General features: G+C 73.2%; 25 protein-coding genes. 6 read left to right on the top strand and 19 right to left on the bottom strand.

The features are described from left to right. Position 1: 1 nt before the first annotated feature. The 12 genes from BTM25_RS21885 to BTM25_RS21830 form a co-directional block, all read right to left on the bottom strand. A complete protein-coding gene (locus tag BTM25_RS21885; protein ID WP_103564878.1) occupies positions 2-754 on the bottom strand; it encodes a YebC/PmpR family DNA-binding transcriptional regulator in 753 nt (250 codons plus the stop codon). A gap of 3 nt (positions 755-757) precedes the next feature. Then, entirely contained in the window at positions 758-1375 is a 618-nt protein-coding gene (pdxT, locus tag BTM25_RS21880; protein ID WP_103564877.1) for a pyridoxal 5'-phosphate synthase glutaminase subunit PdxT, read from the bottom strand. A gap of 124 nt (positions 1376-1499) precedes the next feature. Beyond that, on the bottom strand, positions 1500-3038 hold the full coding sequence (locus tag BTM25_RS21875; RefSeq protein WP_103564876.1) for a S8 family serine peptidase: 1539 nt from the start codon (positions 3036-3038) through the stop codon (positions 1500-1502). Positions 3039-3184: 146 nt separating this feature from the next. Beyond that, positions 3185-3799, bottom strand: a complete 615-nt coding sequence (locus BTM25_RS21870) for a DUF6928 family protein (protein WP_103564875.1) — start codon at positions 3797-3799, stop codon at positions 3185-3187. Between the two features lie 101 nt (positions 3800-3900). Continuing rightward, the gene (pdxS, locus tag BTM25_RS21865) at positions 3901-4818 is read right to left on the bottom strand and encodes a pyridoxal 5'-phosphate synthase lyase subunit PdxS (RefSeq protein WP_103564874.1); all 918 of its coding nucleotides are present in this window, start codon (positions 4816-4818) and stop codon (positions 3901-3903) included. A 72-nt stretch (positions 4819-4890) separates the two neighbouring features. Continuing rightward, positions 4891-5907, bottom strand: coding sequence for a DUF3048 domain-containing protein (locus BTM25_RS21860; protein WP_103564873.1), 1017 nt, complete (start codon positions 5905-5907; stop codon positions 4891-4893). 60 nt (positions 5908-5967) lie between these two features. After that, on the bottom strand, positions 5968-6501 hold the full coding sequence (locus BTM25_RS21855) for a LemA family protein (protein ID WP_103564872.1): 534 nt from the start codon (positions 6499-6501) through the stop codon (positions 5968-5970). A gap of 6 nt (positions 6502-6507) precedes the next feature. Next, the gene (locus tag BTM25_RS21850) at positions 6508-7641 is read right to left on the bottom strand and encodes a glycosyltransferase family 4 protein (RefSeq protein WP_103564871.1); all 1134 of its coding nucleotides are present in this window, start codon (positions 7639-7641) and stop codon (positions 6508-6510) included. Further along, positions 7638-8543, bottom strand: a complete 906-nt coding sequence (locus BTM25_RS21845; protein WP_103564870.1) for a phosphatidylinositol mannoside acyltransferase — start codon at positions 8541-8543, stop codon at positions 7638-7640. Before BTM25_RS21845 ends, BTM25_RS21850 begins: the two co-directional genes overlap by 4 nt. Continuing rightward, the gene (pgsA, locus tag BTM25_RS21840) at positions 8540-9163 is read right to left on the bottom strand and encodes a phosphatidylinositol phosphate synthase (RefSeq protein WP_103565284.1); all 624 of its coding nucleotides are present in this window, start codon (positions 9161-9163) and stop codon (positions 8540-8542) included. Before pgsA ends, BTM25_RS21845 begins: the two co-directional genes overlap by 4 nt. Positions 9164-9228: 65 nt before the next feature. Then, entirely contained in the window at positions 9229-9618 is a 390-nt protein-coding gene (locus BTM25_RS21835) for a thiol-disulfide oxidoreductase DCC family protein (protein WP_205648214.1), read from the bottom strand. Then, on the bottom strand, positions 9618-10250 hold the full coding sequence (locus BTM25_RS21830; RefSeq protein ID WP_235828559.1) for an HIT family protein: 633 nt from the start codon (positions 10248-10250) through the stop codon (positions 9618-9620). The genes BTM25_RS21835 and BTM25_RS21830 overlap by 1 nt, the downstream gene beginning before the upstream one ends. 145 nt (positions 10251-10395) lie before the next feature. Between BTM25_RS21830 and BTM25_RS21825 the strand changes: the two genes are divergently transcribed. Next, the gene (locus BTM25_RS21825) at positions 10396-10947 is read left to right on the top strand and encodes an Asp23/Gls24 family envelope stress response protein (protein ID WP_103564868.1); all 552 of its coding nucleotides are present in this window, start codon (positions 10396-10398) and stop codon (positions 10945-10947) included. Here BTM25_RS21825 and BTM25_RS21820 read toward each other — a convergent pair. The 3 genes from BTM25_RS21820 to BTM25_RS21810 all read right to left on the bottom strand — a co-directional run bounded on the left by BTM25_RS21820 (position 10926) and on the right by BTM25_RS21810 (position 15348). Beyond that, complete coding sequence (locus BTM25_RS21820; protein WP_103564867.1) at positions 10926-11540, bottom strand: hypothetical protein; 615 nt, start codon at positions 11538-11540, stop codon at positions 10926-10928. The genes BTM25_RS21825 and BTM25_RS21820 overlap by 22 nt on opposite strands. Positions 11541-11636: 96 nt before the next feature. Beyond that, the gene (gene thrS / locus BTM25_RS21815) at positions 11637-13616 is read right to left on the bottom strand and encodes a threonine--tRNA ligase (RefSeq protein ID WP_103564866.1); all 1980 of its coding nucleotides are present in this window, start codon (positions 13614-13616) and stop codon (positions 11637-11639) included. A gap of 265 nt (positions 13617-13881) precedes the next feature. Continuing rightward, entirely contained in the window at positions 13882-15348 is a 1467-nt protein-coding gene (locus BTM25_RS21810) for a sugar porter family MFS transporter (protein WP_103564865.1), read from the bottom strand. Positions 15349-15454: 106 nt separating this feature from the next. Between BTM25_RS21810 and BTM25_RS21805 the strand changes: the two genes are divergently transcribed. Beyond that, positions 15455-16126 carry a response regulator gene (locus BTM25_RS21805; RefSeq protein WP_103564864.1) on the top strand — a complete coding sequence of 224 codons (672 nt, stop codon included), beginning with the start codon at positions 15455-15457 and terminating at the stop codon, positions 16124-16126. Here BTM25_RS21805 and BTM25_RS21800 read toward each other — a convergent pair. Together BTM25_RS21800 and BTM25_RS21795 are read right to left on the bottom strand one after the other, a co-directional pair. Beyond that, the gene (locus tag BTM25_RS21800) at positions 16116-17072 is read right to left on the bottom strand and encodes a quinone oxidoreductase family protein (RefSeq protein WP_103564863.1); all 957 of its coding nucleotides are present in this window, start codon (positions 17070-17072) and stop codon (positions 16116-16118) included. The two genes, BTM25_RS21805 and BTM25_RS21800, sit on opposite strands and share 11 nt — an antisense overlap. A gap of 21 nt (positions 17073-17093) precedes the next feature. After that, positions 17094-17843 (bottom strand): SDR family oxidoreductase, encoded by a 750-nt coding sequence (locus BTM25_RS21795; protein ID WP_103564862.1) that lies wholly within the window; start codon positions 17841-17843, stop codon positions 17094-17096. Positions 17844-17889: 46 nt separating this feature from the next. Here BTM25_RS21795 and BTM25_RS21790 point away from each other — a divergent pair, with 46 nt between their 5' ends. After that, entirely contained in the window at positions 17890-19107 is a 1218-nt protein-coding gene (locus tag BTM25_RS21790) for an acyl-CoA dehydrogenase family protein (protein WP_103564861.1), read from the top strand. After that, entirely contained in the window at positions 19104-19757 is a 654-nt protein-coding gene (locus tag BTM25_RS21785) for a TetR/AcrR family transcriptional regulator (protein ID WP_235828558.1), read from the top strand. The genes BTM25_RS21790 and BTM25_RS21785 overlap by 4 nt, the downstream gene beginning before the upstream one ends. A 1-nt stretch (position 19758) precedes the next feature. On the opposite strand, the gene BTM25_RS21780 is transcribed toward BTM25_RS21785, so the two are convergent. Then, positions 19759-21225, bottom strand: a complete 1467-nt coding sequence (locus BTM25_RS21780; RefSeq protein ID WP_103564860.1) for an alpha/beta hydrolase family protein — start codon at positions 21223-21225, stop codon at positions 19759-19761. 253 nt (positions 21226-21478) lie between these two features. On the opposite strand from BTM25_RS21780, the gene BTM25_RS21775 reads away from it, so the two are divergent. Then, positions 21479-22309 (top strand): DUF4253 domain-containing protein, encoded by an 831-nt coding sequence (locus BTM25_RS21775; protein WP_103564859.1) that lies wholly within the window; start codon positions 21479-21481, stop codon positions 22307-22309. Between the two features lie 4 nt (positions 22310-22313). Here BTM25_RS21775 and BTM25_RS21770 read toward each other — a convergent pair whose 3' ends face one another. Continuing rightward, the gene (locus BTM25_RS21770) at positions 22314-22898 is read right to left on the bottom strand and encodes a TetR family transcriptional regulator (protein ID WP_103565281.1); all 585 of its coding nucleotides are present in this window, start codon (positions 22896-22898) and stop codon (positions 22314-22316) included. A 75-nt stretch (positions 22899-22973) separates the two neighbouring features. On the opposite strand from BTM25_RS21770, the gene BTM25_RS21765 reads away from it, so the two are divergent. Continuing rightward, positions 22974-24119, top strand: a complete 1146-nt coding sequence (locus tag BTM25_RS21765) for an acyl-CoA dehydrogenase family protein (protein ID WP_103564858.1) — start codon at positions 22974-22976, stop codon at positions 24117-24119. The last annotated feature ends 78 nt before the right edge of the window (positions 24120-24197 follow it).

The raw sequence follows: 24197 nt of genomic DNA, 5'->3' as shown, positions 1-24197 counted from the left end.
ATCAGGCGTCGATCGCGGCCAGGACGTCGTCGCTCACGTCGAAGTTGGCGTAGATCTCCTGGACGTCGTCGGAGTCCTCCAGGGCGTCCATCAGCCGGAACACCTTGCGGGCGTTCTCCTCGTCCAGCGGGACGGTCATCGTCGGCAGGAACTTGCTCTCCGCCGAGTCGTAGTCGATGCCCGCCTCCTGCAGCGCGGTGCGCACCGCGAGCAGGTCACCCGCCTCGGACACGACCTCGAACTCCTCGCCGAGGTCGTTGACCTCCTCGGCGCCCGCCTCCAGGACGGCCATCATGACGTCGTCCTCGCTGGTGCCGCCCTTCGGCACGACCACGACGCCCTTGCGGTTGAACATGTACGCCACCGAACCCGGGTCGGCGAGCGAGCCGCCGTTGCGGGTCAGCGCGACGCGCACCTCCGAGGCCGCGCGGTTGCGGTTGTCGGTCAGGCACTCGATGAGCACCGCGACGCCGCCGGGCGCGTAGCCCTCGTAGGTGATCGTCTGCCAGTCCGCGCCCCCGGCCTCCTCACCGGCGCCGCGCTTGCGCGCGCGCTCGATGTTGTCGTTCGGGACGGAGTTCTTCTTCGCCTTGTAGATGGCGTCGTAGAGCGTCGGGTTGGCGTCGGGGTCGCCGCCGCCGGTACGCGCCGCGACCTCGACGTTCTTGATCAGCTTGGCGAACAGCTTGCCGCGCTTGGCGTCCAGCGCGGCCTTCTTGTGCTTGGTCGTCGCCCACTTGGAGTGGCCGGACATGCGTTATTCCTCCTCCGTCGCCCGGCGCACCAACTCGGCGAAGTAATGGTGCACGCGGTGGTCGTCCGTCAGTTCGGGATGGAACGCGGTCGCCATGAGGCGGCCTTGACGGACGGCGACGATCCTATCCGCGTCGGGGCCGCTCTCCGCACGACCGAGGACCTCCACGCCGTCGCCGACGCGCTCCACCCAGGGCGCGCGGATGAAAACGGCGTGGTAGGGGTCCTCGCCCATGCCCGCGAGCGCGACCGGCGCCTCGAACGAGTCGACCTGGCGGCCGAAGGCGTTGCGGCGGACGGTGACGTCGATGCCGCCGATCGTCTCCTGGCCGGCGGCGCCGTCCTCGACGCGGTCGGCGAGCAGGATCATCCCCGCGCACGAGCCGTAGGCGGGCAGCCCCGCCTCGATCCGCTTGCGCAGCGGCTCCAGCAGGTCGAACGCCCGCGCCAGCTTGCCGATCGTCGTGGACTCCCCACCGGGGATCACCAGCCCGTCCACGCGCTCCAGCTCCGCGGGCCGGCGCACCGCGACGACGCGCGCCCCGGCGCTCTCCAGCGCCCGCGCGTGCTCGCGCACGTCGCCCTGAAGCGCGAGGACCCCGATCGTGGGATCTGCCCCCATGTCACCCCTCTGCGTCCTGGTTCCTGCCTGGCACACCCTAAACGCACCGGTGACCGGCGGTTCTTCCGGGCGCGCACGGCGACGGCCCGCCGGAGGGCGTCCGGCGGGCCGACGGGGACGGGACTCAGAGGTTCAGCGTCCAGGAGTTCACGGTTCCCTGGCTGCCGAGCCAGAAGTCGGTGACGCGCAGGTTCCAGGTGCCCTCCCGGGAGATCCCCGCGAGGTCGGCGGTGTAGGTGGTCTTGAGACCGGAGGCGAAGTCGAACAGGTCGAAGCCCTTGAGGGAGCGGACGGTGCCGTCGGGGGCCACGAGGTCGATGACGAGCCCGCCGCGCCAGGGGACGTCGATGTCCACGGTCACCTTGCCGTCGGTGCCCGCGGCCCCGGCGCAGCCGGCGACCTCGACCGGGCTGGACGCGGCCTGCCAGGCGCCGAACGTCACCTTGCCGGTGCTCGTCGCGGCGGCGCACGGCGCCGACGGCGGCGGGGAGCCGCCGTCGGTGGTGAACAGCAGCCGGTTCGGCGAGGACGCGCCCGGGTTGCCCACGCCCGTCCCGGCGGCGCCGGTCAGCGCGGCGGCGACCTGCGCGGGCGTGTCGCCGGGATGGGCGGCGAGGACGAGCGCGGCGGCGCCCGCGACGTGCGGGGACGCCATCGAGGTCCCGGACGCGGTGCGCGTCGCGTTCGCGCCGCCGATCCAGTCCGACACGATGCCGTCGCCCGGCGCGAACAGGTCCAGGCAGGAGCCGTAGTTGGAGAAGTCCGCGCGCCGGTCCGTCTTGGTCATGGCGCCGACGGTGATCGCGGCGGGCACGCGCGCCGGCGAGGAGTTGCACGCGTTGGCGTTGTCGTTGCCCGCCGCGACCGCGACGGTGACGCCGGCGGAGACGGCCCGGCCGATCGCCGCGTCCAGCGTGGCGCTGACGCCGCCGCCGAGGCTGAGGTTGGCGACGGCGGGCTTGACGGCGTGCTGCGCGACCCAGTCCAGGCCCGCGACGACGCCGGAGGTGTCGCCGCTGCCCTTGCAGTCCAGCACCCGGACGGCGACGAGCTTCACGCCCTTGGCCACGCCGTACGTGCTGCCGCCGACAGTGCCCGCGACGTGGGTTCCGTGGCCGTTGCAGTCGGTCGCGTCGTTGTCGTCGTCCACGAAGTCGTGGCCGGAGCTGGCGCGGCCCCCGAAGTCCGAGTGCGTCGTCAGGATGCCGGTGTCCACGATGTAGGCGGTGACGTTGGACGCCTTGGTCGCGTACGTGTAGGACCCGTTGAGCGGCAGGCCCTTCTGGTCGATGCGGTCCAGGCCCCACGACGGCGGGTTCTGCTGGACGTCCGTCGCGTGGACCTTCACGTCCTGCTCGACGGCCTGGACGGCCGGGTCGGCGGCCAGCCGGCGCGCCCGCTCGGGGCTCATGAGCGCCTGGAAGCCCTGGACGGTCCGGGAGTACACGTGCCCGACCCGTCCGGAATAGCGTCCGGCGAGCGCGCGGGCCGCGGGCGCGACGCCGCCCGACGCGCCCGGTTTCAGCGTCACCAGATAGCTGCCCTTGACGGGCGCGGCGGCGTTCGCGTTGACGATCGGCCCCTCGGCCAGAGCGGGCGGCGCCGCCGTCAGGGGGAGCAGCAGCGCACCCGCCGCCGTGAGGACAAGGCTCCGGACTCGCACTCGGGTCACCTCTCGACGCCTGTGAGACGCGCGCCACATCCGGCGCACACGGCCTCACATGGTGGAAGAGAAGGGACGTCCGGAACCATCGTCTGAACGCACTAGAAACCCGAAGGAATGTGCGTCCAGATGCCAAGAAGCAGGAATCAGGACAGCTTGAAGCGCCGGACGGGCAGTTCCAGCGGCAGGAACCCGTCGGCGCCGCGCTCGGCGATGCCCCGCCCGAAAATGCAGGCCCCGGCGAGCGCCAGGCCGAAGTCCTCCTGGTCGAAGGGCAGCGGGACGTCGGCGGCGCCCCCGTCCAGCTCGCGCCAGAACGGCTCCTCGGCGGGCAGCCGGGCGCCCTGGTCGACGACGACGCCGTCCTCGGCGGTCACCAGGACCTCGCGGCGCAGCTCGCCGGAGTCGTACCAGCGGAACCAGCACGACGACACGACGCTCTCCAGCACGAGCACGCCGCAGGACGCGCCGGGCAGCGCGCAGGCGGCGCGGTCCACGATGTGGCGGGCGTCGTCGTCCAGGCGGAACAGCCGCCGGTCGCACAGGAGCACCGCGCCGTCGTAGGCGCCGACGAACAACTCGTCGTCGTAGGGGCGCAGCGCGAAGTCCAGGACGGTGTCGCCGGTCTCGGTGAGCGTCGCGGCCGGGTAGAGGCCCCGCGCGAACGACGCGGCGGCGGCGGGGTCGGCGGTGACGCCGGGACGGAACACGGCGGCGGGGTCGGCGGACCGGCAGCAGGCGAACGAGACCGACCAGCCCATGCGCTTCCCTTCCGCGGTCCGGGCCCGGCGGGCCGCGTGGTCAGCGTAGACCGTGCGGCGGCCCGCCGGGGGCCGGGAAGGGAGATGTCACGCGGGGGTGATCACCAGCCGCGCACGGCGAACTTCTGGTCCTCGCCGAGCGACGCGACGTTGATGCCGACCATCGCCTCGCCGAGGCCGCGCGAGACCTTGGCGATCACGTCGGGGTCGTCGTGGAAGGTGGTGGCCTTGACGATCGCCTCGGCGCGCTGGGCGGGGTTGCCGGACTTGAAGATCCCGGAGCCGACGAACACGCCCTCGGCGCCGAGCTGCATCATCATCGCGGCGTCGGCCGGGGTCGCGATGCCGCCGGCGGTGAACAGCACGACGGGCAGCTTCCCGTTCGCCGCGACCTCCTTGACCAGCTCGTACGGCGCCTGGAGCTCCTTGGCGGCGACGTACAGCTCGTCGTCGGGCAGCGACTGGAGGCGGCGGATCTCGCCCAGGATCTTCCGCATGTGGGTGGTCGCGTTGGAGACGTCGCCGGTGCCCGCCTCGCCCTTGGAGCGGATCATCGCGGCGCCCTCGGTGATGCGGCGCAGCGCCTCGCCGAGGTTGGTCGCGCCGCACACGAACGGGACGGTGAACGCGAACTTGTCGATGTGGTTCTCGTAGTCGGCGGGGGTGAGGACCTCGGACTCGTCGATGTAGTCGACGCCGAGGGCCTGCAGCACCCGGGCCTCCACGAAGTGGCCGATGCGCGCCTTGGCCATGACCGGGATCGAGACGGCCGAGATGATCCCGTCGATCATGTCGGGGTCGCTCATCCGGGAGATGCCGCCCTCGGCGCGGATGTCGGCGGGGACGCGCTCCAGCGCCATGACGGCGACCGCGCCCGCGTCCTCGGCGATCTTCGCCTGGTCCGGCGTGACGACGTCCATGATCACGCCGCCCTTGAGCATCTCCGCCATCCCCCGCTTGACCCGGGCGGTGCCGGTGGCGGGCGCGGTGTTCTCAGGACTCGAAGCAGACACGGGCATTCCTCACGTGAACGGGCGATACGTCGGGTTCCATGATATTCGCTGCCCGGTGAGCTTCCCCGCGTGGCCCGGTCAGGGCATGTACGGCTTGCCGTCGTTGACCAGCACGACCCAGACCTGGCCGGACGCGAACGTCATCGGGGCGCCCGTCGCGGTGGTGAAGGTCGTCCCGGCGTTCTCGGACGGACGGGACCAGCGCGCGTCGTAGGCGCGGCCGTCGCGCAGCACGGTCGCCCGCCCGGTGCCCGTCGTGTGGATCAGCGGTGTGTAGCTGCCGAGGAAGTCGTGGAACCGGGAGCGCGTGGTCTCGGCGTACTGCACGACGATCGTCGCACCGCCGAGCACGCCGCCCTCCGCCGCCCGGTCCGGCGTCCCGCCCCACGACGCCAGCCACCGCTTCTGCTTGGCCGACCAGGTGAAGCCCATCCGCGCGGCGGGCCAGCGCGCGGTGAAGCTGCTCGTCGGCTTCCCGCCCTCGGGCGCGGGGCCGAAGCGGAACCCGACGTCCTTGGACGGCTGCGCGTTCGGGGCGCGTTTCAGCAGGTCGCGGGGGTCGCCGTAGAGGTTGTAAGGGGCCGGCTTGGCGCTCGACCGCGAGTAGCCCTTCGGCCCGGCGTCCTCGGAGACGTCGTAGACCGGCGCGGCCTTCACGTGCTTCTTCATCTTGCCCTGGACGCCGGAGAACGCGAACGCGGGCCGTCCGAACTGCGGCAGCAGGTGCAGGTCGGAGATCCGGGCGCTGCGCACCGGGCCGACGCGCGCGGGCAGGTGGGAGGAGAACAGCGCCATCAGCCGGGTCTCGCCGCCCTCGACCTGCTCGACGTAGACCAGGTCGGCCGCCGACACGCCGACCTGCGGCATCGCGGCCCGGGTGTTCTCGATCTTCACCGCGAGGACGGGCTTCCCCACGCCCGCGCGCGTCCCGGTCAGCGGGTTGACCGCCGCGCTCGGCGACGCCGAGGGCGCGCCCGACGACGGCGACGCGGCCGTCCGCTTGGCGGGGCTTCCGCCCGAGCAGGCGGCGAGTCCGGCGGCGAGGACCACGGCCCCCGCGACGGCCGCGGGACCACGCCTGGCGAACGAACGCACCTTCCACCTTCTTCCGGACGACCAGCCCCCGAGCGTAGCGAACCGCCCGGTATGGGACGGTCAGCGACCGGGCGGGGCGTCGTCGATCTCGAAGAACCCCGGCAGCGGCGCGCGGCCGGCCAGCCGCAGCGCCCGGACGAGCGGCCTCCGGCGGGCCGTCCGCGCCTGCGCCACGGCGTCGTTGTAGAAGCTGCGGGCGTAGCCGACCTTGGCCGCGGCGGACGCCAGCTCGGCGAGGACGTCCTGGTCCTCACCCTGCCCGTCCAGCCCGGCGGCGAACCCGGGCTGGTCCACGGCGGCGCGCAGCGCGCGCGACAGGTCGCTCTCGGCGAACTCGCGGGCGTCGGCGTCGGCGGTGCGCGCCCGCTGCGCGGCGGCGGCGAGCAGCAGGCTGGTCGCCGGGTCCAGCAGCCGGGACGCCGCCAGCTCCAGCGTGACGGCGGCGCGGCGGACCAGGGCGGCGTCCAGCGCGGCGCGGGCCGTCTCGACGCGGACGTGCAGCCGGTCCAGCCGCGTCGCCCGCCACGACACGTACAGCGCGAGGACGACCGCCAATGCGATCCACAGCACGGCCTGCACGATCCAGTCGGGCACCGGCTCCTACCCCTCCCGGTCGGCGGCGATGACGACGCCCGCGTCCACGGTGACGGTCTCGTAGACGCGCAGGACGTCCCGCGCGACCGACGACCAGTCGTAGGCGCGGACGGCGGCGCGGGCCGCGGCCGACAGGCCGGCGCGGCGGGCGGGGTCGTCCAGCAGGGCGCCCGCGGCGGCGGCCAGCGCGGCGGCGTCGCCCGCCCGGAACAGCGCGCCCGCCCGGCCGCCGCGCAGGACGCGGTCGAACGCCTCGATGTCGCTGGCGAGGATCGGCGCGCCCGCCGACATCGCCTCGGTCAAGACGATGCCGAAGCTCTCGCCGCCGAGGTTGGGCGCGACGAACACGTCCACCGAGTGGTAGGCGCGGACCTTGTCCTCCTCGCTGACCAGGCCGAGCACGACGACGCGGGACCGCAGGTCGGCGGGCACGCGGGCGAGGACGTCGGCGGTGTCGCCGGGACCGGCGACGAGCAGCCGCAGGCCCGGCCGCTCCCGGCCGAGGGTCTCGAACGCGCGCAGCAGCACCTGGAGGCCCTTGCGCGGCTCGTCCATGCGGCCGAGGAAGCCGAGCGCGCCGCCGCCGGGCCAGCCGGGCAGCGGCGCGGCGGACGCGTACCGCGCGGTCGCGACGCCGTTCGGGATCAGCACGGCGTCGCCGCCGAGGTGCTCGACGAGCGTCGTGCGGGCCGCCTCCGACACCGCGATCCGCCCGGTGATCTTCTCCAGCGCGCTGCGCAGGATCGGCGCGGTCGCCGACAGGACCCGGGACCGCTCGTAGGACGCGTGGAACGTGCCGACGATCGGCCCGTCCGCCGCCCAGCACGCCAGCAGCCCGAGCGACGGCGCGGCGGGCTCGTGGACGTGCAGCACGTCGAACCGGCCCTCGTGGATCCAGCGCCGCACCCGTGACGCCGACAGGAACCCGAACGCCAGCCGCGCCACCGACCCGTTGTAGGGGACGGGGACGGCCCGTCCCGCCGGCACCGCGTACGGGGGCAGGTCGGCGTCGTCGTCGGCGGGCGTGATCACCGAGACGTGGTGGCCGAACCCGATCAGGGCCTCGGCGAGGTCGCGGATGTGCTGCTGCACGCCGCCCGGCACGTTCCAGGTGTAGGGGCAGACGATCCCGATCCTCACCGGCGCGTCTCCGCGAGGTCGGCGACCCAGACCTTCTGGAGCATGTGCCAGTCCTGCGGGTGCTCGGCGATGCCGCGCTCGAAGACGCCGGCGACGTGCTGCGTCATCGCGGCGATCCGCTCGCGGCGGGGGCCGCCGGACGGCACCGGGACCTCGTCGTGGACGCGGGCGCCCCAGCCGTCGCGCTCGAACCACAGCGTGACCGGGTACAGCGCCGCGCCGGTCTGGAGCGCGAGGGCGGCGGGCGCGGCGGGCATCCGGGCCGTCGCGCCGAAGAAGTCGACGTCCACGCCGCTCGCGGTGAGGTCGCGGTCCACGACCAGGCAGACCGGGCGCCCGGCGCGCAGGCGCTGCGCGAGCCGTCCGAACGCCGACGCGCCCCGATGCGCCAGTACCTCCATGCCGAGGCTCTCCCGGAACTCCACGAACCGGTCGAACAGCGACGCGGGCCGCAGCCGTTCCGCGACGGTCGTGAACGGGTAGCCGCTGTGGACGAGCCACGCCCCCGCCTGCTCGTAGTTGCCCATGTGCGGCAGCGCCAGGATCGCGCCGCGCCCGGAGTCGAGCGTGGCGAACAGCTTCTCGTGGCCGGTGACGCGCATCCCGCCGACGATCCGGTCCCGGTCGTACTCGGGCAGCCGGAACACCTCCAGCCAGTACCGGAAGTACGAGCGGAGCACGCGCTTGCTGAGGATGCGGACCTCGTCGTCCACGGCGTCCTTGCCGAGCACGCGGCACAGGTTGCGCTCCAGTTGGCGGACGCCGCCGCCGTGCCGCTGCCAGGTCCGGTCGGCGAGCGCGGCGAACACCAGCCGCGCGACGGGCTCGGGGGTCCTGCGGACGACCGTCCAGCCGAGGGCGTACGCCGCGTCGGCCGCCTCGTCGCGCAGCCCCCCGGTCACCGGCGGGACTCCGCCGCCGGGAGCTCCTCCCGCGCCTGCTTCCACACGGTCGCCAGCCGCTGGCCGACCGTGATCGTGCTGAGGGCGGCGAGGACCCACAGCCCGGCCGCGAGGACGTACGGGACGCCGAGCCCGTCGAGCCCCGTCGCGGCGAGCACGATGATCAGCCGCTCGGACCGCTCGGCGATCCCGACGTCGCACCGGTAGCCGAGCCCTTCCGCGCGGGCCTTGGCGTAGGACGTCACCACGCCCGCGACCAGGCAGTACAGCGCGAGGGCGGCGAGGACGCCGGCGCCGTCGCGGTCCAGGCCGATCATCAGCCCGGCGAGGATCGCGGCGTCGGCCACGCGGTCCATCGTGGAGTCCAGGAACGCGCCGAACTTGGAGATCTTCCCGGTGACGCGGGCGACGGCGCCGTCCAGCATGTCGAACAGCACGAACGCGGTGATCACGACCGTGCCCCAGAAGTACGAGCCGCGCGGGTAGAACGCCAGCGCGCCCGCGACCACCCCCGCCGTCCCGAGGAGCGTGATGGCGTTCGGCGAGAGCCCGGTGCGCGCGACCGACCGTCCGATGGGGGTCAGGACACGGCCCAGCGCGGGCCGCACTTTGTTGAGCATCGCCGTCCGTTCGTGAAGGGTGCGGGCGCTGTCGCGCGGCGCGCCCATCGTAGTGCCGCCGGGCGTCAGTCCGTGCCGGGCGCGCGGCCGGGCGGGAGGGCGCAGGCGGGGGTGCCGCCGGGCAGGCGGTCGCGGTGCTTGGACACGAACCGGTACGCGGCGAGCGCGATCCAGCGCAGCGGCGGCGTCCGCAGCAGCAGGCCCACCGGACGCCAGGCGCCGCCCGCCGCCGTCAGCAGCCGCGCGACGGCCTGCGCGGCGCCGGACACGCGTCCGCGCTCGTCCACCCACAGCACCTCGCGGGACGCGCGGGACGCGGTGACGCCGAGCGCGGCCAGGTCCGCGCGCTGGTAGGGCATGATCCGCGCACGCGTCGGGATGTGGCGGTCGATGAACCGGACCGAGGCCGTGCAGAACCCGCAGTCGCCGTCGTAGAGCAGCACGGGGCGGTCCATCAGGCGTCCTTCGGCCAGGCGTCCACCAGCAGCCGCCGCGTGTCGCGCAGGAGCTGGGGCAGGACGCGGGTGTGCCCGACGACCGGCATGAAGTTGGTGTCGCCGCCCCACCGGGGCACGACGTGCTGGTGCAGGTGCGCGGCGATGCCCGCGCCCGCGACCAGGCCGAGGTTCATCCCGACGTTGAAGCCCTGCGCGCCGCTCGCCTTGCGCAGCGCGCCCATCGCCCGGCGCGTCAGGACGGCCAGCTCGGTGTACTCGCCCTCGTCCAGGTCCCCGTAGTCGGCGACGTGCCGGTACGGGACGACCATCAGGTGCCCGGAGTTGTACGGGTACAGGTTGAGGACGGCGTACACCGACCGCCCGCGCGCGAGGACCAGGCCGTCCTCGTCGCTCATCGCGGGGATCTCGCAGAACGGGCAGCCCTCGTCCGCGCCGCTGCCGCTCGGCCGTCCCTCGCCCTTGATGTAGGCCATCCGGTGCGGGGTCCACAGCCGCCGGAAGTGGTCGGGGACGCCCGCGCCGCCGCGCTCCTCCTCGACCTGCGGGCCGCCCGGGTACGCCGCCTGCGCCGGGTCGGGCGCGTTCGCGCGCGCCTGCTGCACCACGGACTCCTCCGGCTCTACGCTCAAGGCGGCGTTCTCCTTCGTGTACGGCCTCACCAGCAGCATAGAGAGAGAAGCCGGGCGGACCGCAGCCGGGATCCCCGCGAATCGGCGCGTCCGCCGTCCCCCTGCCCCCGCCCGCGAGCCGGGCGACCCCCCGTGGAGTGCGCGCATGACGGATTTCGACAAGGGACCCGGCGACGGTCCGGGCGGACCGCCGGTCTTCCCCGGCCTGCCGCCGATCCCGCCGCCGGGGTCGCCCGACGGCGGGTTCGCGACGCCGTTCACTGCCGCCCCGCCGGGGGCGCTGGCGGCGCGTCCGGCGCCCGCCGGGCCGGGCGGCGACGGCGGGGACCAGGGACGCGTACCGGGACGGACCACCATCGACGACGAGGTCATCGAGAAGATCGCGCTGCTGGCGGCGCTGGAGGTGCGCGGCGTCGCGGCCGTCGGCGTCGGCACCGGGCCGGGCGGCGAGGCGGGGCTCGGAGCGACCGACCGGCGGCCCGCGGTGCGCGTCCGGCTGCACGACGACCGGGTCTCGCTGGACCTTGCGCTCACCGTCGAGTACGGCAGCGTGATCATGGCGGTGGCGGCGGAGGTGCGCGCCAACGTCGCCCGCGTCGTCGGGCTGATGCTGGACATGCGGGTGGACGCGGTGAACCTCGCGGTCGAGGACGTCCAGTTGCCGGGACGCGGCGGTCAGGCCCCCGGACGCGCGTAGCAGGACCCCATCGTCCCGCCGAGCGCGAGCGTGGTGACCTTCGCGCGGCTCAGCGCGGTGATCGCGACGTCGGGGAACGCGAACGTGCGCGGGGCGCCCTTCAGCACGGTGTCCTGCTTGGACTTCCGGGTGCCGCCGGTCAGCGTCACCTCGACGGTCACGGCGGAGCTGGCCGCGACGTTCACGACGACCTCGACGCCGCCGCCGGTCGCGGCCGGACGGTAGAGGGCGGCGTTCTGGTCGCACCAGTCGACGTTCGTCCCGCCGCCGTTCTGCCGGGGCAGCGGCATCTCGGGCCCGCCGCCGCCCTGCCCGCCGGGCGTGGCCGACGGCGTGGCCGACGGGTAGAGCTGCCCGCTCGGCTGCTGCTGCGGCACGGGGTTGCCGCCGGGGTTCGCGCTCGGCGGGACGGTCGTCGCGCCCGCCTGGCCGGGGCCGGGGGTGGCGGCGGCGCCGACGCGTCCGCCGTTCCCGCGCACGACCGGGACGACCAGCACCGCGACGGCGGCGGCCACCAGCAGCAGGGCGCCGCCGTACCCGGCGACCCGCCACCACGGCGAGTGCGGCGGCTTCGGCGGCCTGCTGGTCTTCATGGACGACTTTCTCCCGGTTTGCACCATCTAGGCGTTGAGGCTACCAAGACCCGCCGGGTGCGCCCGGAGCCCGACGGACCCCGGGCGCGGACCCGGTCAGACCTGGACGCGGGCCTCGACCGCCCGGACGATCTCCTCGACCGCCTCGCCCAGCGGGACGCCGTTCTTCTGCGAGCCGTCCCGGTACCGGAACGACACCGCGTCCTTGGCGACGTCCTCGTCCCCGGCCAGCAGCATGTAGGGGACCTTCTGCTTCTGCGCGTTGCGGATCTTCTTCTGCATCCGGTCGGACGAATCGTCCACCTCGACCCGCACGCCCCGCTCGCGCAGCAGCGCGGCCAGCTTCTCCAGGTGCGGGACGTGCGCGTCCCCGATCGGGATGCCGACCGCCTGGACGGGCGCCAGCCACGGCGGCATCGCGCCCGCGTAGTGCTCCAGCAGCACGCCGAAGAACCGCTCGATCGACCCGAACAGCGCCCGGTGCAGCATGACCGGCCGCTTGCGGGTGCCGTCGGCCGCCTGGTACTCCAGCCCGAACCGCTCCGGCTGATTCGGGTCGACCTGGATGGTGGAGAGCTGCCAGGTGCGTCCGATGGCGTCCTTGGCCTGCACCGAGATCTTCGGGCCGTAGAACGCCGCGCCGCCCGGGTCGGGGACGAGGTCGAGCCCGGTGTCCTCGGCGGCCTCGCGCAGCGCGTCGGTCGCCATCTCCCACATGTCGTCGGAGCCGATGAACTTGGGCGAGTCGTCGCGGGTGGACAGCTCCAGGTAGAACTCGTCCAGGCCGTAGTCGCGCAGCAGGCCGAGGACGAAGTGCAGCAGCCGCTTGATCTCGTCGCCCATGCCCTCCTGGGTGACGTAGATGTGCGCGTCGTCCTGGGTCATGCCCCGGACGCGGGTCAGGCCGTGCACGACGCCCGACTTCTCGAACCGGTACACCGACCCGAACTCGAACAGCCGCAGCGGCAGCTCCCGGTAGGACCGTCCGCGCGCCCGGTAGATCAGGTTGTGCATCGGGCAGTTCATCGGCTTGAGGTAGTAGTCGGCGCCGTCGACCTCCATCGCCGGGAACATGTCCTCGGCGTAGTTCTGGAGGTGGCCGGAGGTCTCGAACAGGTGGCCCTTGGTGATGTGGGGGGTGTTGACGAACTCGTACCCCTCCTCCTCGTGCCGCCGCCGGGAGTAGTCCTCCAGGACCTTGCGGATCACGCCGCCCTTGGGGTGGAAGACCGCGAGCCCGCTGCCGATCTCATTGGGGAACGAGAACAGGTCGAGTTCCGCGCCGAGCCGCCGGTGGTCGCGCTTCTCGGCCTCCTCCAGGAACTTCAGGTACTCGTCCTGCTTCTCGCGCGACTCCCACGCGGTGCCGTAGATGCGCTGGAGCTGCGGGTTCTTCTCGCTGCCGCGCCAGTACGCGCCGCCGGTGCGCATCAGCTTGAACGCGGGGATGACGCGGGTGCTCGGCAGGTGGGGGCCGCGGCACAGGTCCTTCCACCGCAGGTCGCCGGTCTTGGCGTCGAGGTTGTCGTAGATGGTCAGCTCGGCGCCGCCCACCTCGACGTCCGCGCCCTCGCCGGCGTCGGCCGCGCCGCCCTTGAGGCCGATCAGCTCCAGCTTGTACGGCTCGGCGGCCAGCTCGTCGCGCGCCTCGTCGTCGCCGACGACGCGGCGGGAGAACCGCTGGCCCTGCTTGACGATCTCGCGCATGCGCTTCTCGACGCGCTTGAGGTCGTCGGGGGTGAACGGCGCGGGGACGTCGAAGTCGTAGTAGAACCCGTTCTCCACCGGCGGCCCGATGCCGAGCTTGGCCTCGGGGAACAGCTCCTGCACCGCCTGCGCCATGACGTGCGCGGCCGAGTGCCGCATGATGGCCCGGCCGTCGTCGGAGCCGATCGCGACGGGCTCGACGGCGTCGCCGTCGGCCAGCCGGTACGCCAGGTCCCGCAGCTCGCCGCCGACCCGGGCGGCGATGACGGTGCGGCCGTCGGCGTCCAGCGCCTCGCCCGCGGTCGTGCCGGCGGGCACCACCCGCTCGCTCCCGTCGAGGGTGACGCGCAGCTCTGACACGGTGGACACGGGTTCTCCTCGGGATGGTTCCGGTGAATGTGCGGCCGATGCTATCGACTCGGGGTCGCCGGACACCGGCGCGTCTCGGGGGATCATCGTTCTCCTGCCGGGGCGGGCGGCGCGGGCGGAAGACGGTCCCGGAAAGCCGCGAGGCCCCGGGATCGCTCCCGGGGCCTCGCCGCGTGCTGTTCTAGGACGTGCGGCCGTGGCGCCGGGGCGTGCCCGGCGTCGTCGTCTCGATCACGGCGCGCAGCATGGCCTCAGCGTAACCGATTCAGGCGCGGCGCGTCCGGTCCGGCATCGCGAGCCGGTCCATGTCCTCCAGCTCCAGCCCGCGCGTCTCGGGCACCGACCGCAGGACGAACACGAGCGCGAGCGCGGAGAACAGCGTGTAGATGCCGTAGGCGAGGCCGAGCGAGATGCCCGACAGGCCGGGGAACGTCGTCGTGACGACCCAGTTGGCGATCCACTGCGCGGCGGCCGACACCGCGAGCGCCGACGCGCGGATGAAGTTGTTGAACATCTCCCCGAGCATCACCCACACGACGGGACCCCACGTCGCGGCGAAGGAGAAGACGTAGACGTTGGCGGCGACGAGCGCGACCGGCCCGGCGACGTCGCCGAGCTGCGGCTTGCCGTGGACGACCGCCGCCGTCGCGAAGCAGTACGCGAGGATCCCGAGCGTGACCACCATCCCGGACGCGCCCGCGACCAGCAGCGGACGGCGCCCGATCCGGTCCACCAGCAGGATCGCCACGACCGTCCCGACCACGTTGACGATCGAGTTGATCACCGAGGTCAGCATCGCGTCGCTCTCGCTGAACCCGACCGCCTCCCACAGCGTGGACGAGTAGTAGAAGATCACGTTGATGCCGACGAGCTGCTGGAACGCCGACAGCAGGATCCCGACCCACACGATCGGCAGCAGCCCGAACCGGGGGCCGCGCAGGTCGTGCAGCCGGACCGGGCGGTCGGTGGTGATCGAGTGCTCGATGTCCTCGATCTTGTGCTCGGCCTCGTCCCGGCTCATCAGCCGCGCGAGGACCTGGCGGGCGCGGACGGGCTTGTGGTGCTTGACCAGGTAGCGCGGCGACTCGGGGATGATGACGGCGAGCAGGCCGTAGAAGACGGCGGGCACGACGGCGCTGGCGAACATCCAGCGCCAGGCCGTCCCGCCCCAGGGGAACCCGCCGGACGCGCCGCCGTCGGAGACCTGCGCGATCACGTAGTCCACGACGAGCGCGGCGAAGATGCCGAGCACGATCGCCATCTGCTGGAGCGAGCCGAGCCGTCCGCGCAGCCGCGCCGGGGCGATCTCGGCGATGTAGGCGGGCGCGATGACCGACGCCGCGCCGATCGCGAGGCCGCCGAGGACGCGCCAGGCCGTCAGGTCGACCGCGTTGAACGCCAGCGCCGAGCCCAGCGAGCTGATCACGAACAGGACCGCCGCCGCGAGCATGACCTTGACGCGGCCGACGCGGTCGGAGATCGGCCCGGCGAACCAGGCGCCGACCGCGCAGCCGAGCAGCGCCGAGGAGACGACGAACCCGACCGTGAACGAGCTGAGTCCGAACTCCGACCGCAGCGCGCCCACCGCGCCGTTGATCACCGAGGAGTCGTAGCCGAACAGGAAGCCGCCGAGCGCCGCCGCGGCCGACAGCAGCAGCGCGGTCGCGCCCGAGTGCCGCGGCTGCGCGTCGTCCTCGGTCGCGCTCGGTGCGCCGTCACCACGTTCCGTCATAGTGGCGATCTTCCCTGCGGCGCCCCGCTTATGCGGCGATCCGGTCTTCGCGCAGGTCGGCGGGCGGAAGACCCGGGGCGGCGCGAGGCTCCGTTAGGGTTCACGCGTGACGATTCGGGTGCTGATCGCCGACGACCAGGAGATGATCCGGGACGGCCTCGCGGCCCTGCTGTCCTCCGATCCCGGCATCGAGGTGATCGGGCAGGCCGGGGACGGCCGGGAGGCGGTCGAGCTGGCCCGCCGCCTCGACCCGGACGTCGTCGTGATGGACATCCGGATGCCCGAGATGGACGGCCTGGCCGCGACCGCCGAACTGCACCGCGACCGGGACGGCGCCGACCCGGCGCAGATCCGGCCGAAGGTGCTGATGCTGACGACGTTCGACCTGGACGAGTACGTCTACGAGGCGCTCGCCGCCGGGGCCAGCGGGTTCCTGCTGAAGGACGCGTCGGCGGCCGACCTCGTGCGCGGCGTTCAGATCGTCGCGTCCGGGGACGCGCTGCTCGCGCCGTCCATCACCCGGCGGCTCATCGGCGACTTCGCCCGCCGCCGGCGGCACCAGCGGCCGAGCCCGACCGCGACCGCGGGGCTCACCCCGCGCGAGATGGACGTCCTGCGCCTGGTCGCGCGGGGGCTGTCCAACGCCGAGATCGCGGCCGAGCTCGTGCTCGCCGAGCAGACCGTCAAGACCCACGTCGGGCACCTGCTGACCAAGCTCGCCCTGCGGGACCGGACGCAGGCCGTCGTGTTCGCCTACGAGAACGGGCTCACCGGCTAGGGTCGAGCACCAGCTTGCCGGTGGTGCGGCGGGCCCGCAGGTCCTCGTGCGCGCGGCGCGCCTCGGCCAGCCCGTACTCGCCGCCCGCGACGACCCGCAGCCGCCCGTCGGCGACGAGCCCGAACAACTCGTCCAGCGCGGTGCGCATGACGTCGCCGGGGAGCTGGAACACGTGCGCCAGCCACATGCCCGCGATCGTCGTGGAGTGCGCCATCAGCGCGGCGGGCTGCACCGGCGACGGCGGCGTCCGCGACGCCATGCCGTAGAACGCGAGCCGCCCGAACGGCGCGAGGGCGCGCAGGCTCTGGTCGGTGACCGATCCGCCGGTCATCTCCAGCACGACGTCCACGCGGCGGCCCTCGTTGGCGTCGATCAGCGCGGCCTTCAGGTCCGGTTCGGCGGGGTCGACGGCGACGTCCGCGCCGAGGTCCAGCGCGAGGTCGCGCTTCTCCTTGCTGGACGCGGTCGCGATGACCCGTCCGGCGCCCCACGCCTTGGCGAGCTGGACGGCGAGCGTGCCCACTCCCCCGGCGGCGGCGTGGACGACGACCGACTCGCCGGGCGCGAGGTGGACGCTGCGCCGCAGCAGCAGCCACGCCGACGCGCCCTGCACGACGAGGCCGAGCGCGGACAGGTCGTCCACGGCGTCGGGCACGTCCCAGGCGGTCGCGGCGGGCGCGACGGCCTTCTCCGCGTAGCCGCCCGAGCCGAGCAGGGCGACGACGCGGCGCCCGTCCGAGGTGCGGCCGACGGCCTCGGCTCCGGGCACCAGCGGCAGCGCGGCCTGCGCCAGGTAGCTGTTCTCGGCCTGGTGGGTGTCGGCGTAGTTGACCCCGGCGCGGGAGACGTCGAGCAGCAGCTCGCCGGGGCCCGGCTCGGGGTCGGGCAGCTCGGTGAGCGTCAGGACGTCCGGTCCGCCGAACTCGGTGATCTGGATCGCGCGCATGGATGCTCCTGTTCGTTCTGGTCAGCGGGGACCGGGGACGCCCCGGAAGGCGAACGGCGCGGACTCGCGGCCCGGGACGACGAACCACGCCTCGCCGGTGCCTTCCCCGGCGAGGATGTCGAAGAACGCGTCCACGACGTCGGAGACCGCGAGGATCGGGAACTCCACCGATGCCAGGTGCTCCTTGATCGGGCCGATGATGGCGGTGTCGGCGAACGACGGGCACAGCGCGTTGACCCGGATGTTCTCCCCGGCGTGCCCGGGGCCGAGCGCGCGGACGAGCCCGACGACGGCGGCCTTGTTCGTCCCGTAGACCGGGTCCAGCGGCATCGCGGTGAGCCCGGCCATGCTCGCGGTCGCGACGATGTCGCCGCCGCCGCGGGCGCGCAGCGCGGGCAGCGCCGCGCGGACGCCGAAGACGACGCCGTCGAGGTTGACGCCCATCACGCGGCGGTAGGCGACGGGGTCGAAGTCGTCGCCGAGGCCGAAGCCGGTCGCGATCCCAGCGTTGAGGAAGGCGAGGTCGAGGCCGCCGAACCGGTCGACGGCGGTGGCGACGGCCGCGACGCTGTCGGCGGGCTCGGTGACGTCGCACCGGACGAAGACGGCGTCCAGTTCGGCGGCGAGCGCCGCGCCCCGGTCGGCGTCGATGTCGGCGAGCACCAGCCGGGCGCCGCCCGCGGCGAGACGGCGCGCGACCGCCGCGCCGATGCCGTTGGATCCGCCGGTGATGACGGCGACCTTGCCGTCCGGATCGTACGCGCCCGTCATGGGACCTCCCCATCAAGTAACTGACTCGTCAGTTACTCTAGCCCCCATGGACTTCGCACCGAGCGGGCGCGCCCAGGAGTACCTGGCCCGCCTCCAGGGCTTCATGGACGAGCGCGTCTACCCCGCCGAGCCGGTCTACGCCGCGCAGCGCCGCGAGCTGGCCGCCGCCGGACGTCCGCACGACCTCCCGTCCGTCGTGGACGACCTCAAGGCCGAGGCGCGCGAGCGCGGCCTGTGGAACTTGTTCCTCCCCCACGCGACCGACCCGGCGCACGGGCTGAGCGTCACCGACTACGCGCCGCTCGCCGAGCTGACCGGACGGTCGCCGCTGCTGGCCCCCGAGGCGCTCAACTGCTCGGCGCCCGACACCGGCAACATGGAGGTCCTCGACCTGTTCGGGACGCCCGAGCAGAAGAAGCGCTGGCTTGCGCCGCTGCTCGACGGGACGATCCGGTCCGGCTTCGCGATGACCGAGCCGGACGTCGCCAGCTCCGACGCCCGCAACATCGCCACCCGCATCGAACGCGACGGCGACCACTACGTGATCAACGGCCGCAAGTGGTGGATCACCGGGACCGCCGACCCGCGCTGCGCCGTCCTGATCGTCATGGGCAAGACCGACCCCGAGGGACACCCCTACCGGCAGCAGTCGATGGTGCTCGTCCCGATGGACGCGCCGGGCGTCGAGGTCGTCCGGGCGCTGCCGGTGTTCGGGTACCACGACCAGGAGGGGCACTGCGAGATCCGGTTCACCGACGTCCGCGTCCCGGTGGAGAACCTGATCGGCGAGGAGGGCGGCGGGTTCGCCATCGCGCAGGCCCGCCTGGGACCCGGCCGCGTCCACCACTGCATGCGCGCGATCGGCATGGCCGAGCGGGCGCTGGAGCTGATGTGCCGGCGGGCCGTGTCGCGGGTGGCGTTCGGGAAGCCGCTGGCCGCGCAGGGCGTCGTCCGGCAGCAGATCGCCGAGGCGCGGATGGCGATCGAGCAGGCCCGGCTGCTGACGCTGAAGACCGCCTGGCTGATCGACGCGCACGGCGTCAAGGCGGCGCGGTCGGAGGTCGCGGCGATCAAGGTGATCGTGCCGCGCACGGCGCTGCGCGTGCTGGACGACGCGATCCAGGTCCACGGCGCGGGCGGGGTGTCCGACGACTTCCCGCTGGCCGCGATGTGGGCGGGCGCGCGGACGCTGCGGCTCGCCGACGGGCCGGACGAGGTCCACGTCCGGTCGGTGGCGCGCACCGAGCTGGCGAAGTACGCGTGACGGACACGGCGGGCCGACGGCGGATGCCGCACGCCCGGCGGCGCGAGCAGTTGCGCGGGGTCGCGCTCGGCGAGTTCGGGCGACGCGGCTACCACGACACGCAGATGGAGCACGTCGCCGCCGCCGCGCAGGTCTCCAAGGCCCTGCTCTACCAGCACTTCCCGTCCAAGGACGAGCTGTTCGCCGACGTGTCCGCCGCCATCGTCGCCGAGCTGACCCGGCGGCTGAGCGCGGCGGTGCTGGCCGAGCAGGACTCGGCGGCGCGGATCGCCGCGATGATCCGCGTCCTGTTCGACTACGCGACCGACGAGCCGGACGCGTGGAGCTTCATCGTCCGCCACCTGGACAAGTTCCAGGGCGGCGGGGAGCTGCGCGGGCTGCGCGACCGGCTCGGCGAGGCGTTCGCGGGGCTGCTGCTCGTCCGGCGCCGCAGCGACCCGACGCTGTCGCCCGCCGCGCTCGCGGTGAACGAGCGGCGGGCGCGGCTGCTCGTCCCGCTGATGTACGGGGCGATCCTGTCGTCGGTGTCGTGGTGGCTGGAGCACCCCGACACCGCGCGGGAGGAGGCCGAGGCGATGGCGCTGGAGTTCATCTGGCTGGGGCTGGACCGGCTGCGCTCGGGCGAGCGCGTGGAGCGCCACGTCCGGTGAGTCAGCCCTGCCCGGTCGTCGGGACGGTCAGGGACGCGTCCGTCACGTCCACCGCGCCGACGGCCTTCTGCCCGGTGAACAGCGCGGTGCCGTCGGTAATTTGCAGGACGAGCCGGCTGTCCGGCGCGACCGTCCAGGCGACGGCCTCCAGGTCGCGCGAGAGCGTCCGCTTCCTGCCGTCCAGCGTGACCGGCAGCGGAGTGGCCTGGTTGCCGACGACGACGCCCGTCTTCTGGTCGACGATCTGGGCGTAGAGCGCCGTCCGATCGTTGAGCGCGTTGCCCTTGTAGGTGAGCGTCAGGTGCGGGACGCCGAGCGCCCGGCCCGCCTTGCGCGGCGCGGGGATCGCGATGTTCAGCGCGTGGGACGCGGGGGCGGCTGCGATCTGGGAGCCGGAGCTGTCGAACGGGCTGAGCGTCAGGCTTCCCTTGCCCTCGGCGCGGAGCGCTCCGGTGGACGCGGGCGGGTAGGCGGGGGCGGACCGGTAGACGCCGTCCTGGTCGATGTACTCGAAGCCGGGGCCGGTCTGGACGGGCTTCTTCTTGAGGTAGCGGTCGAACCAGGCGAGCGTGCGGGCCGTCAGGACGCCCGCGGGGCCGGGCTTGGTCTTGCATTCTCCGTGGCCGCCGCAGAACCAGATCATCTTGACCGGGGCGCGGTTGGCCTTGATCCGCTGGTAGAAGCCGATGCCCTCGCGCAGCGTGAACAGGGTGTCGACCGTGCCCTGGACGACGAGCGTCGGGATCCTGATGTTCTTGACGAGGTCCCCGGCGCCCGCGCCCTCGAACCAGCGGGCGGTGGCGTCCGACAGCTTCCCGGTGAGCAGGCCCTCGGCGCAGCCCTGCGCGACCTCGTCCGCCACCCGGTTGCCGTTGAGCATGCCGCCCGCGCACAGCAGCAGGCCCCAGCCCGCCTTGAACACGTCGTCCGGGTAGAGGCTGCGGCGGACGTTGGTGAACGCGATGGTCGGGACGATGGCGTCCACGCGGGCGTCCGTCCCGGCCGCGACGAGCTGGATACCGCCGCCGTAGCTGCCGCCCGCCATCCCGAGGCGCGGGTCGTTCTTGCGGTCGAGCTGGGCTTCGGGCTGCTTCGCCGTCCAGTCGATGATCTTGCGGACGTCGCGGCCCTCGACCTCGGGCCGGTCCACGTGGGCCGCGCCGGGCGAGCCGAAGCCGCGCGCGTTCCAGGTGACGACGTTGTAGCCGGCGGTCGTGAACGCCTTGAGGTCGCCACTGGTCACGTCGGTGGCGGCGCGTCCGCCCCAGCCGTGGCCGAGCAGGATCGTGGGCGCCTTCCCGTCCCGCGCGAGGCCCTGCGCCGGGAAGAAGTACGTCACGATCTTGGTGCCGTCGAACGACGCGACCTCGGCGGACCGTCCGCCCGCGGGGGCGGCGTGCGCCGGGACGGCCCCGGCGAGGACCAGCGCCCCGGCGACGGCGACGGACAGAACGGGACGACGCGCCATGCCGGGGCTCCGAGGGGTAGAAACCGGTAATAAGCGCCTGATTTCTATCACTCGTGATCACCGATGGCCAGACCCCACCGGCCGCTATCAGATCGTGACCGGACGGCACGGGCCGGTGACCTGGCACGAACCGTCCCGCCGCCCGCGCCGGGGCGGCGAAACGCGCAGGTCGTCCCCCAGCCGGGCCGTCCGCCGTTACCATTCCCGGAGTGTCAAGATCCCGTTGGCATGATCTGGACCGGAACGGCGTGAAATGGACGACCTCGATCTACGGCCCCGGCTGCCCGGCAACCTGCCGCAGCTCTTCGCCGACGGCGCCGCGGGACGGACTCTCACCACGCCGCTGCCGCCCGGCGACCTCGTCTGGCCCGATCCCGGCTACCCGCAGCGCCAGATCCAGCTCCGACCCGCGTTCTGGGTGAGCGACGAGCCCGTCACCGGCGAGCTGTGGGCGCGGCTGCGCGCCGAGCACGAGCGGTCCGGGCTCTGGCCGCTGCTGCTGGACGAGTCCGACCAGCCCTGGGCCGCCGGGCAGATCGCGCCCGAGCCCGTCGAGGACATCGGCAACTACGCCCCGATCGCGTTCATGTCCGAGGTGTGGAGCGACTGGGCCGATCAGGCGACCGCCGAGGAGGCCCACGACCTCGCCCCCTTCGGCCTCGACTGCCCCGGACCCGCCCCGCGCGGCGCCGCGATGGACGACCCCGGCGCCGTCGCCGACCGGCACGCCCGCTCGCTCGCCGGGCGCGGCCTGTCCCTCGGGCTCGTCGCGGTGGAGCGCGGCGCGGACGCGCTGGCCGCCGCCGGCTGGCAGGGCGCGCTGAACCACAACGAGTGGACGGCGCCGCTGTCGGCCGTCGTGCGGAGCTGGGAGGACCGGTTCGCCGCGCGCGTCGTCGGGATGGGCTTCAACACGCTGGAGCTGTCCGTCGCGGCCCCTCCGGTGACGGCCCGGCACGCGCTCCAGGTCGCCGCCGAGCACTGGGCGTTCTGCCCCGACATCCTGTTCCAGGGCCCCGGCACGCTCGCCGGGTACGCCGAGGAGATCCGCGGCAAGACGTGGTGGTCGTTCTGGTGGGACTGACCCGTCAGTCCGCGCGCAGCATCCGCAGCGCGAGGTGGGCGTAGAGGGCGCCGATCTCGTCGGGGGTGCGCGGGCCGTCCGGGCGGTACCAGCGGCAGACGTCGATGGCGAGGGAGGCGAGGGCGCGGCTCGTCCCGTCCACGTCGGCGACGTCGAACTCCCCCGCCGCCGCGCCCGCCCGCACCGCGTCGCGCAGCAGCGTCCGGACCTCGCGGCGCAGCGCGGCGATCTTCCGGGCGTGCCCGGCCTCCAGCGCGCCCAGCTCGTTCTGGATGACCCGCGCGGCGTGGTGGTGGCGGGCGTGCCAGCGCGCGAACGCGTACATCAGCGCGCGGATCCGCTCGGGGTGCCCGTCGACGTCCTGCATCGCCGCGCTCAGCGTCTCCAGCACCGAGACATGGACGCGCTCGGCGATGCGATATAGCAGGTCCGCCTTGGTGCGGTAGTGGACGTACAGCGCGGCGGGGCTCATCCCGGCCGCCGCCGCGATCTGCCGGGTGGACGTGCCGTGATACCCCCGCTCGGCGAAGGCGTCCACGGCGGCGGCCAGCATGCGCCGCGACGCCTCGGGGGTGACGGCGTCCCACATCTCGTCCACCGGATCATCCTAAGCGGGCGCTCAGTACACTGGCGGCGACATCGGTGAGTCCGGGAGGTTCCAGCCATGCGCCGTACCGTCTTCGAGGCTGAGCACGAGCTGTTCCGCGCGTCCGTCCGGGAGTTCGTGGAGCGGACACTGCTGCCCCTGGACGAGACGATCCGCACTGAGCGTGCGCTCAGGCGCTCGGTCTGGCTGGAAGCAGGCCGCCAGGGCTTCCTGGGCATGCAGGTGCCCGCAGAGTTCGGCGGCCAGGAGGCGGACGACTTCCGGTACAACGCAGTCCTGGGCGAAGAACTGGCGCGGGTGGCCGTCGCCTACAACTCGATCGTCAGTATTCACACTGACATCTGCGCGCCCTACCTGCTGGAACTAGCAACCGCCGAGGCAAAAGCGCGCTGGCTGCCGAAATTCTGCACGGGCGAGCTGATCACGGCGATCGGAATGACCGAACCCTCCGGCGGCTCTGACCTGGCCGCACTGCGCACCACGGCCGTCCGGGACGGCGACTCCTGGGTGATCAACGGCTCGAAGACCTTCATCACCAACGGCGGCCACGCCGACCTAGTGATCGTCGCGGCGAAGACCGACCCCTCTCGCGGCGCCAAGGGCATCACCCTCTTCGGCGTAGAAGCCGACACCCCCGGCTTCACCCGCGGCACCAAACTGGACAAGGTAGGCCAGCCGGAAGCCGACACGTCCGAGCTGTACTTCACCGACGTCCGCGTCCCCGACACCTTCCGCATCGGCGACGTCGACCGCGGCTTCATCCACATGATGGAACGCCTCCCCCAAGAACGCCTCTCCTGCGCGATAGCGAACGTGGCCCACGCACGCGGCGTCCTGGACGAAACCCTCACCTACGCGAAAGACCGCAAAGCCTTCGGCCAGCCCATCGGCTCCTTCCAGCACAACAAATTCCTGATCGCCGAACTCATCACCAAACTCGACGTGGCCCAGGCGTTCGTCGACCAATGCCTGGCCGCCCACGTGACCGGCGACCTGAACTCAGTGGACGCCTCCAAGGCCAAATACTGGACCTCCGAAGTCCAGAACGAGGTGATCGACGCCTGCGTCCAACTCTTCGGCGGCTACGGCTACATGCGCGAATACCGCGTGGCCCGCGCCTGGATGGACGCCCGCGTCACCCGCATCTGGGCCGGCTCCAACGAGATCATGAAAGAGATCATCGCCCGCTCCACCGGCCTCTAGCCCGACCTGCACCTTCATGCATTCCGCGGCAACTCTCTCCAGCCAGCATCACAGCGAGGATGGCTGCGACTCCTCGGT

The organism is Actinomadura rubteroloni, from assembly GCF_002911665.1.
GTDB lineage: Bacteria > Actinomycetota > Actinomycetes > Streptosporangiales > Streptosporangiaceae > Spirillospora > Spirillospora rubteroloni.
Note: the sequence above shows the minus strand (reverse complement) of the source record. Positions and strands in the feature narration are given on the sequence as shown.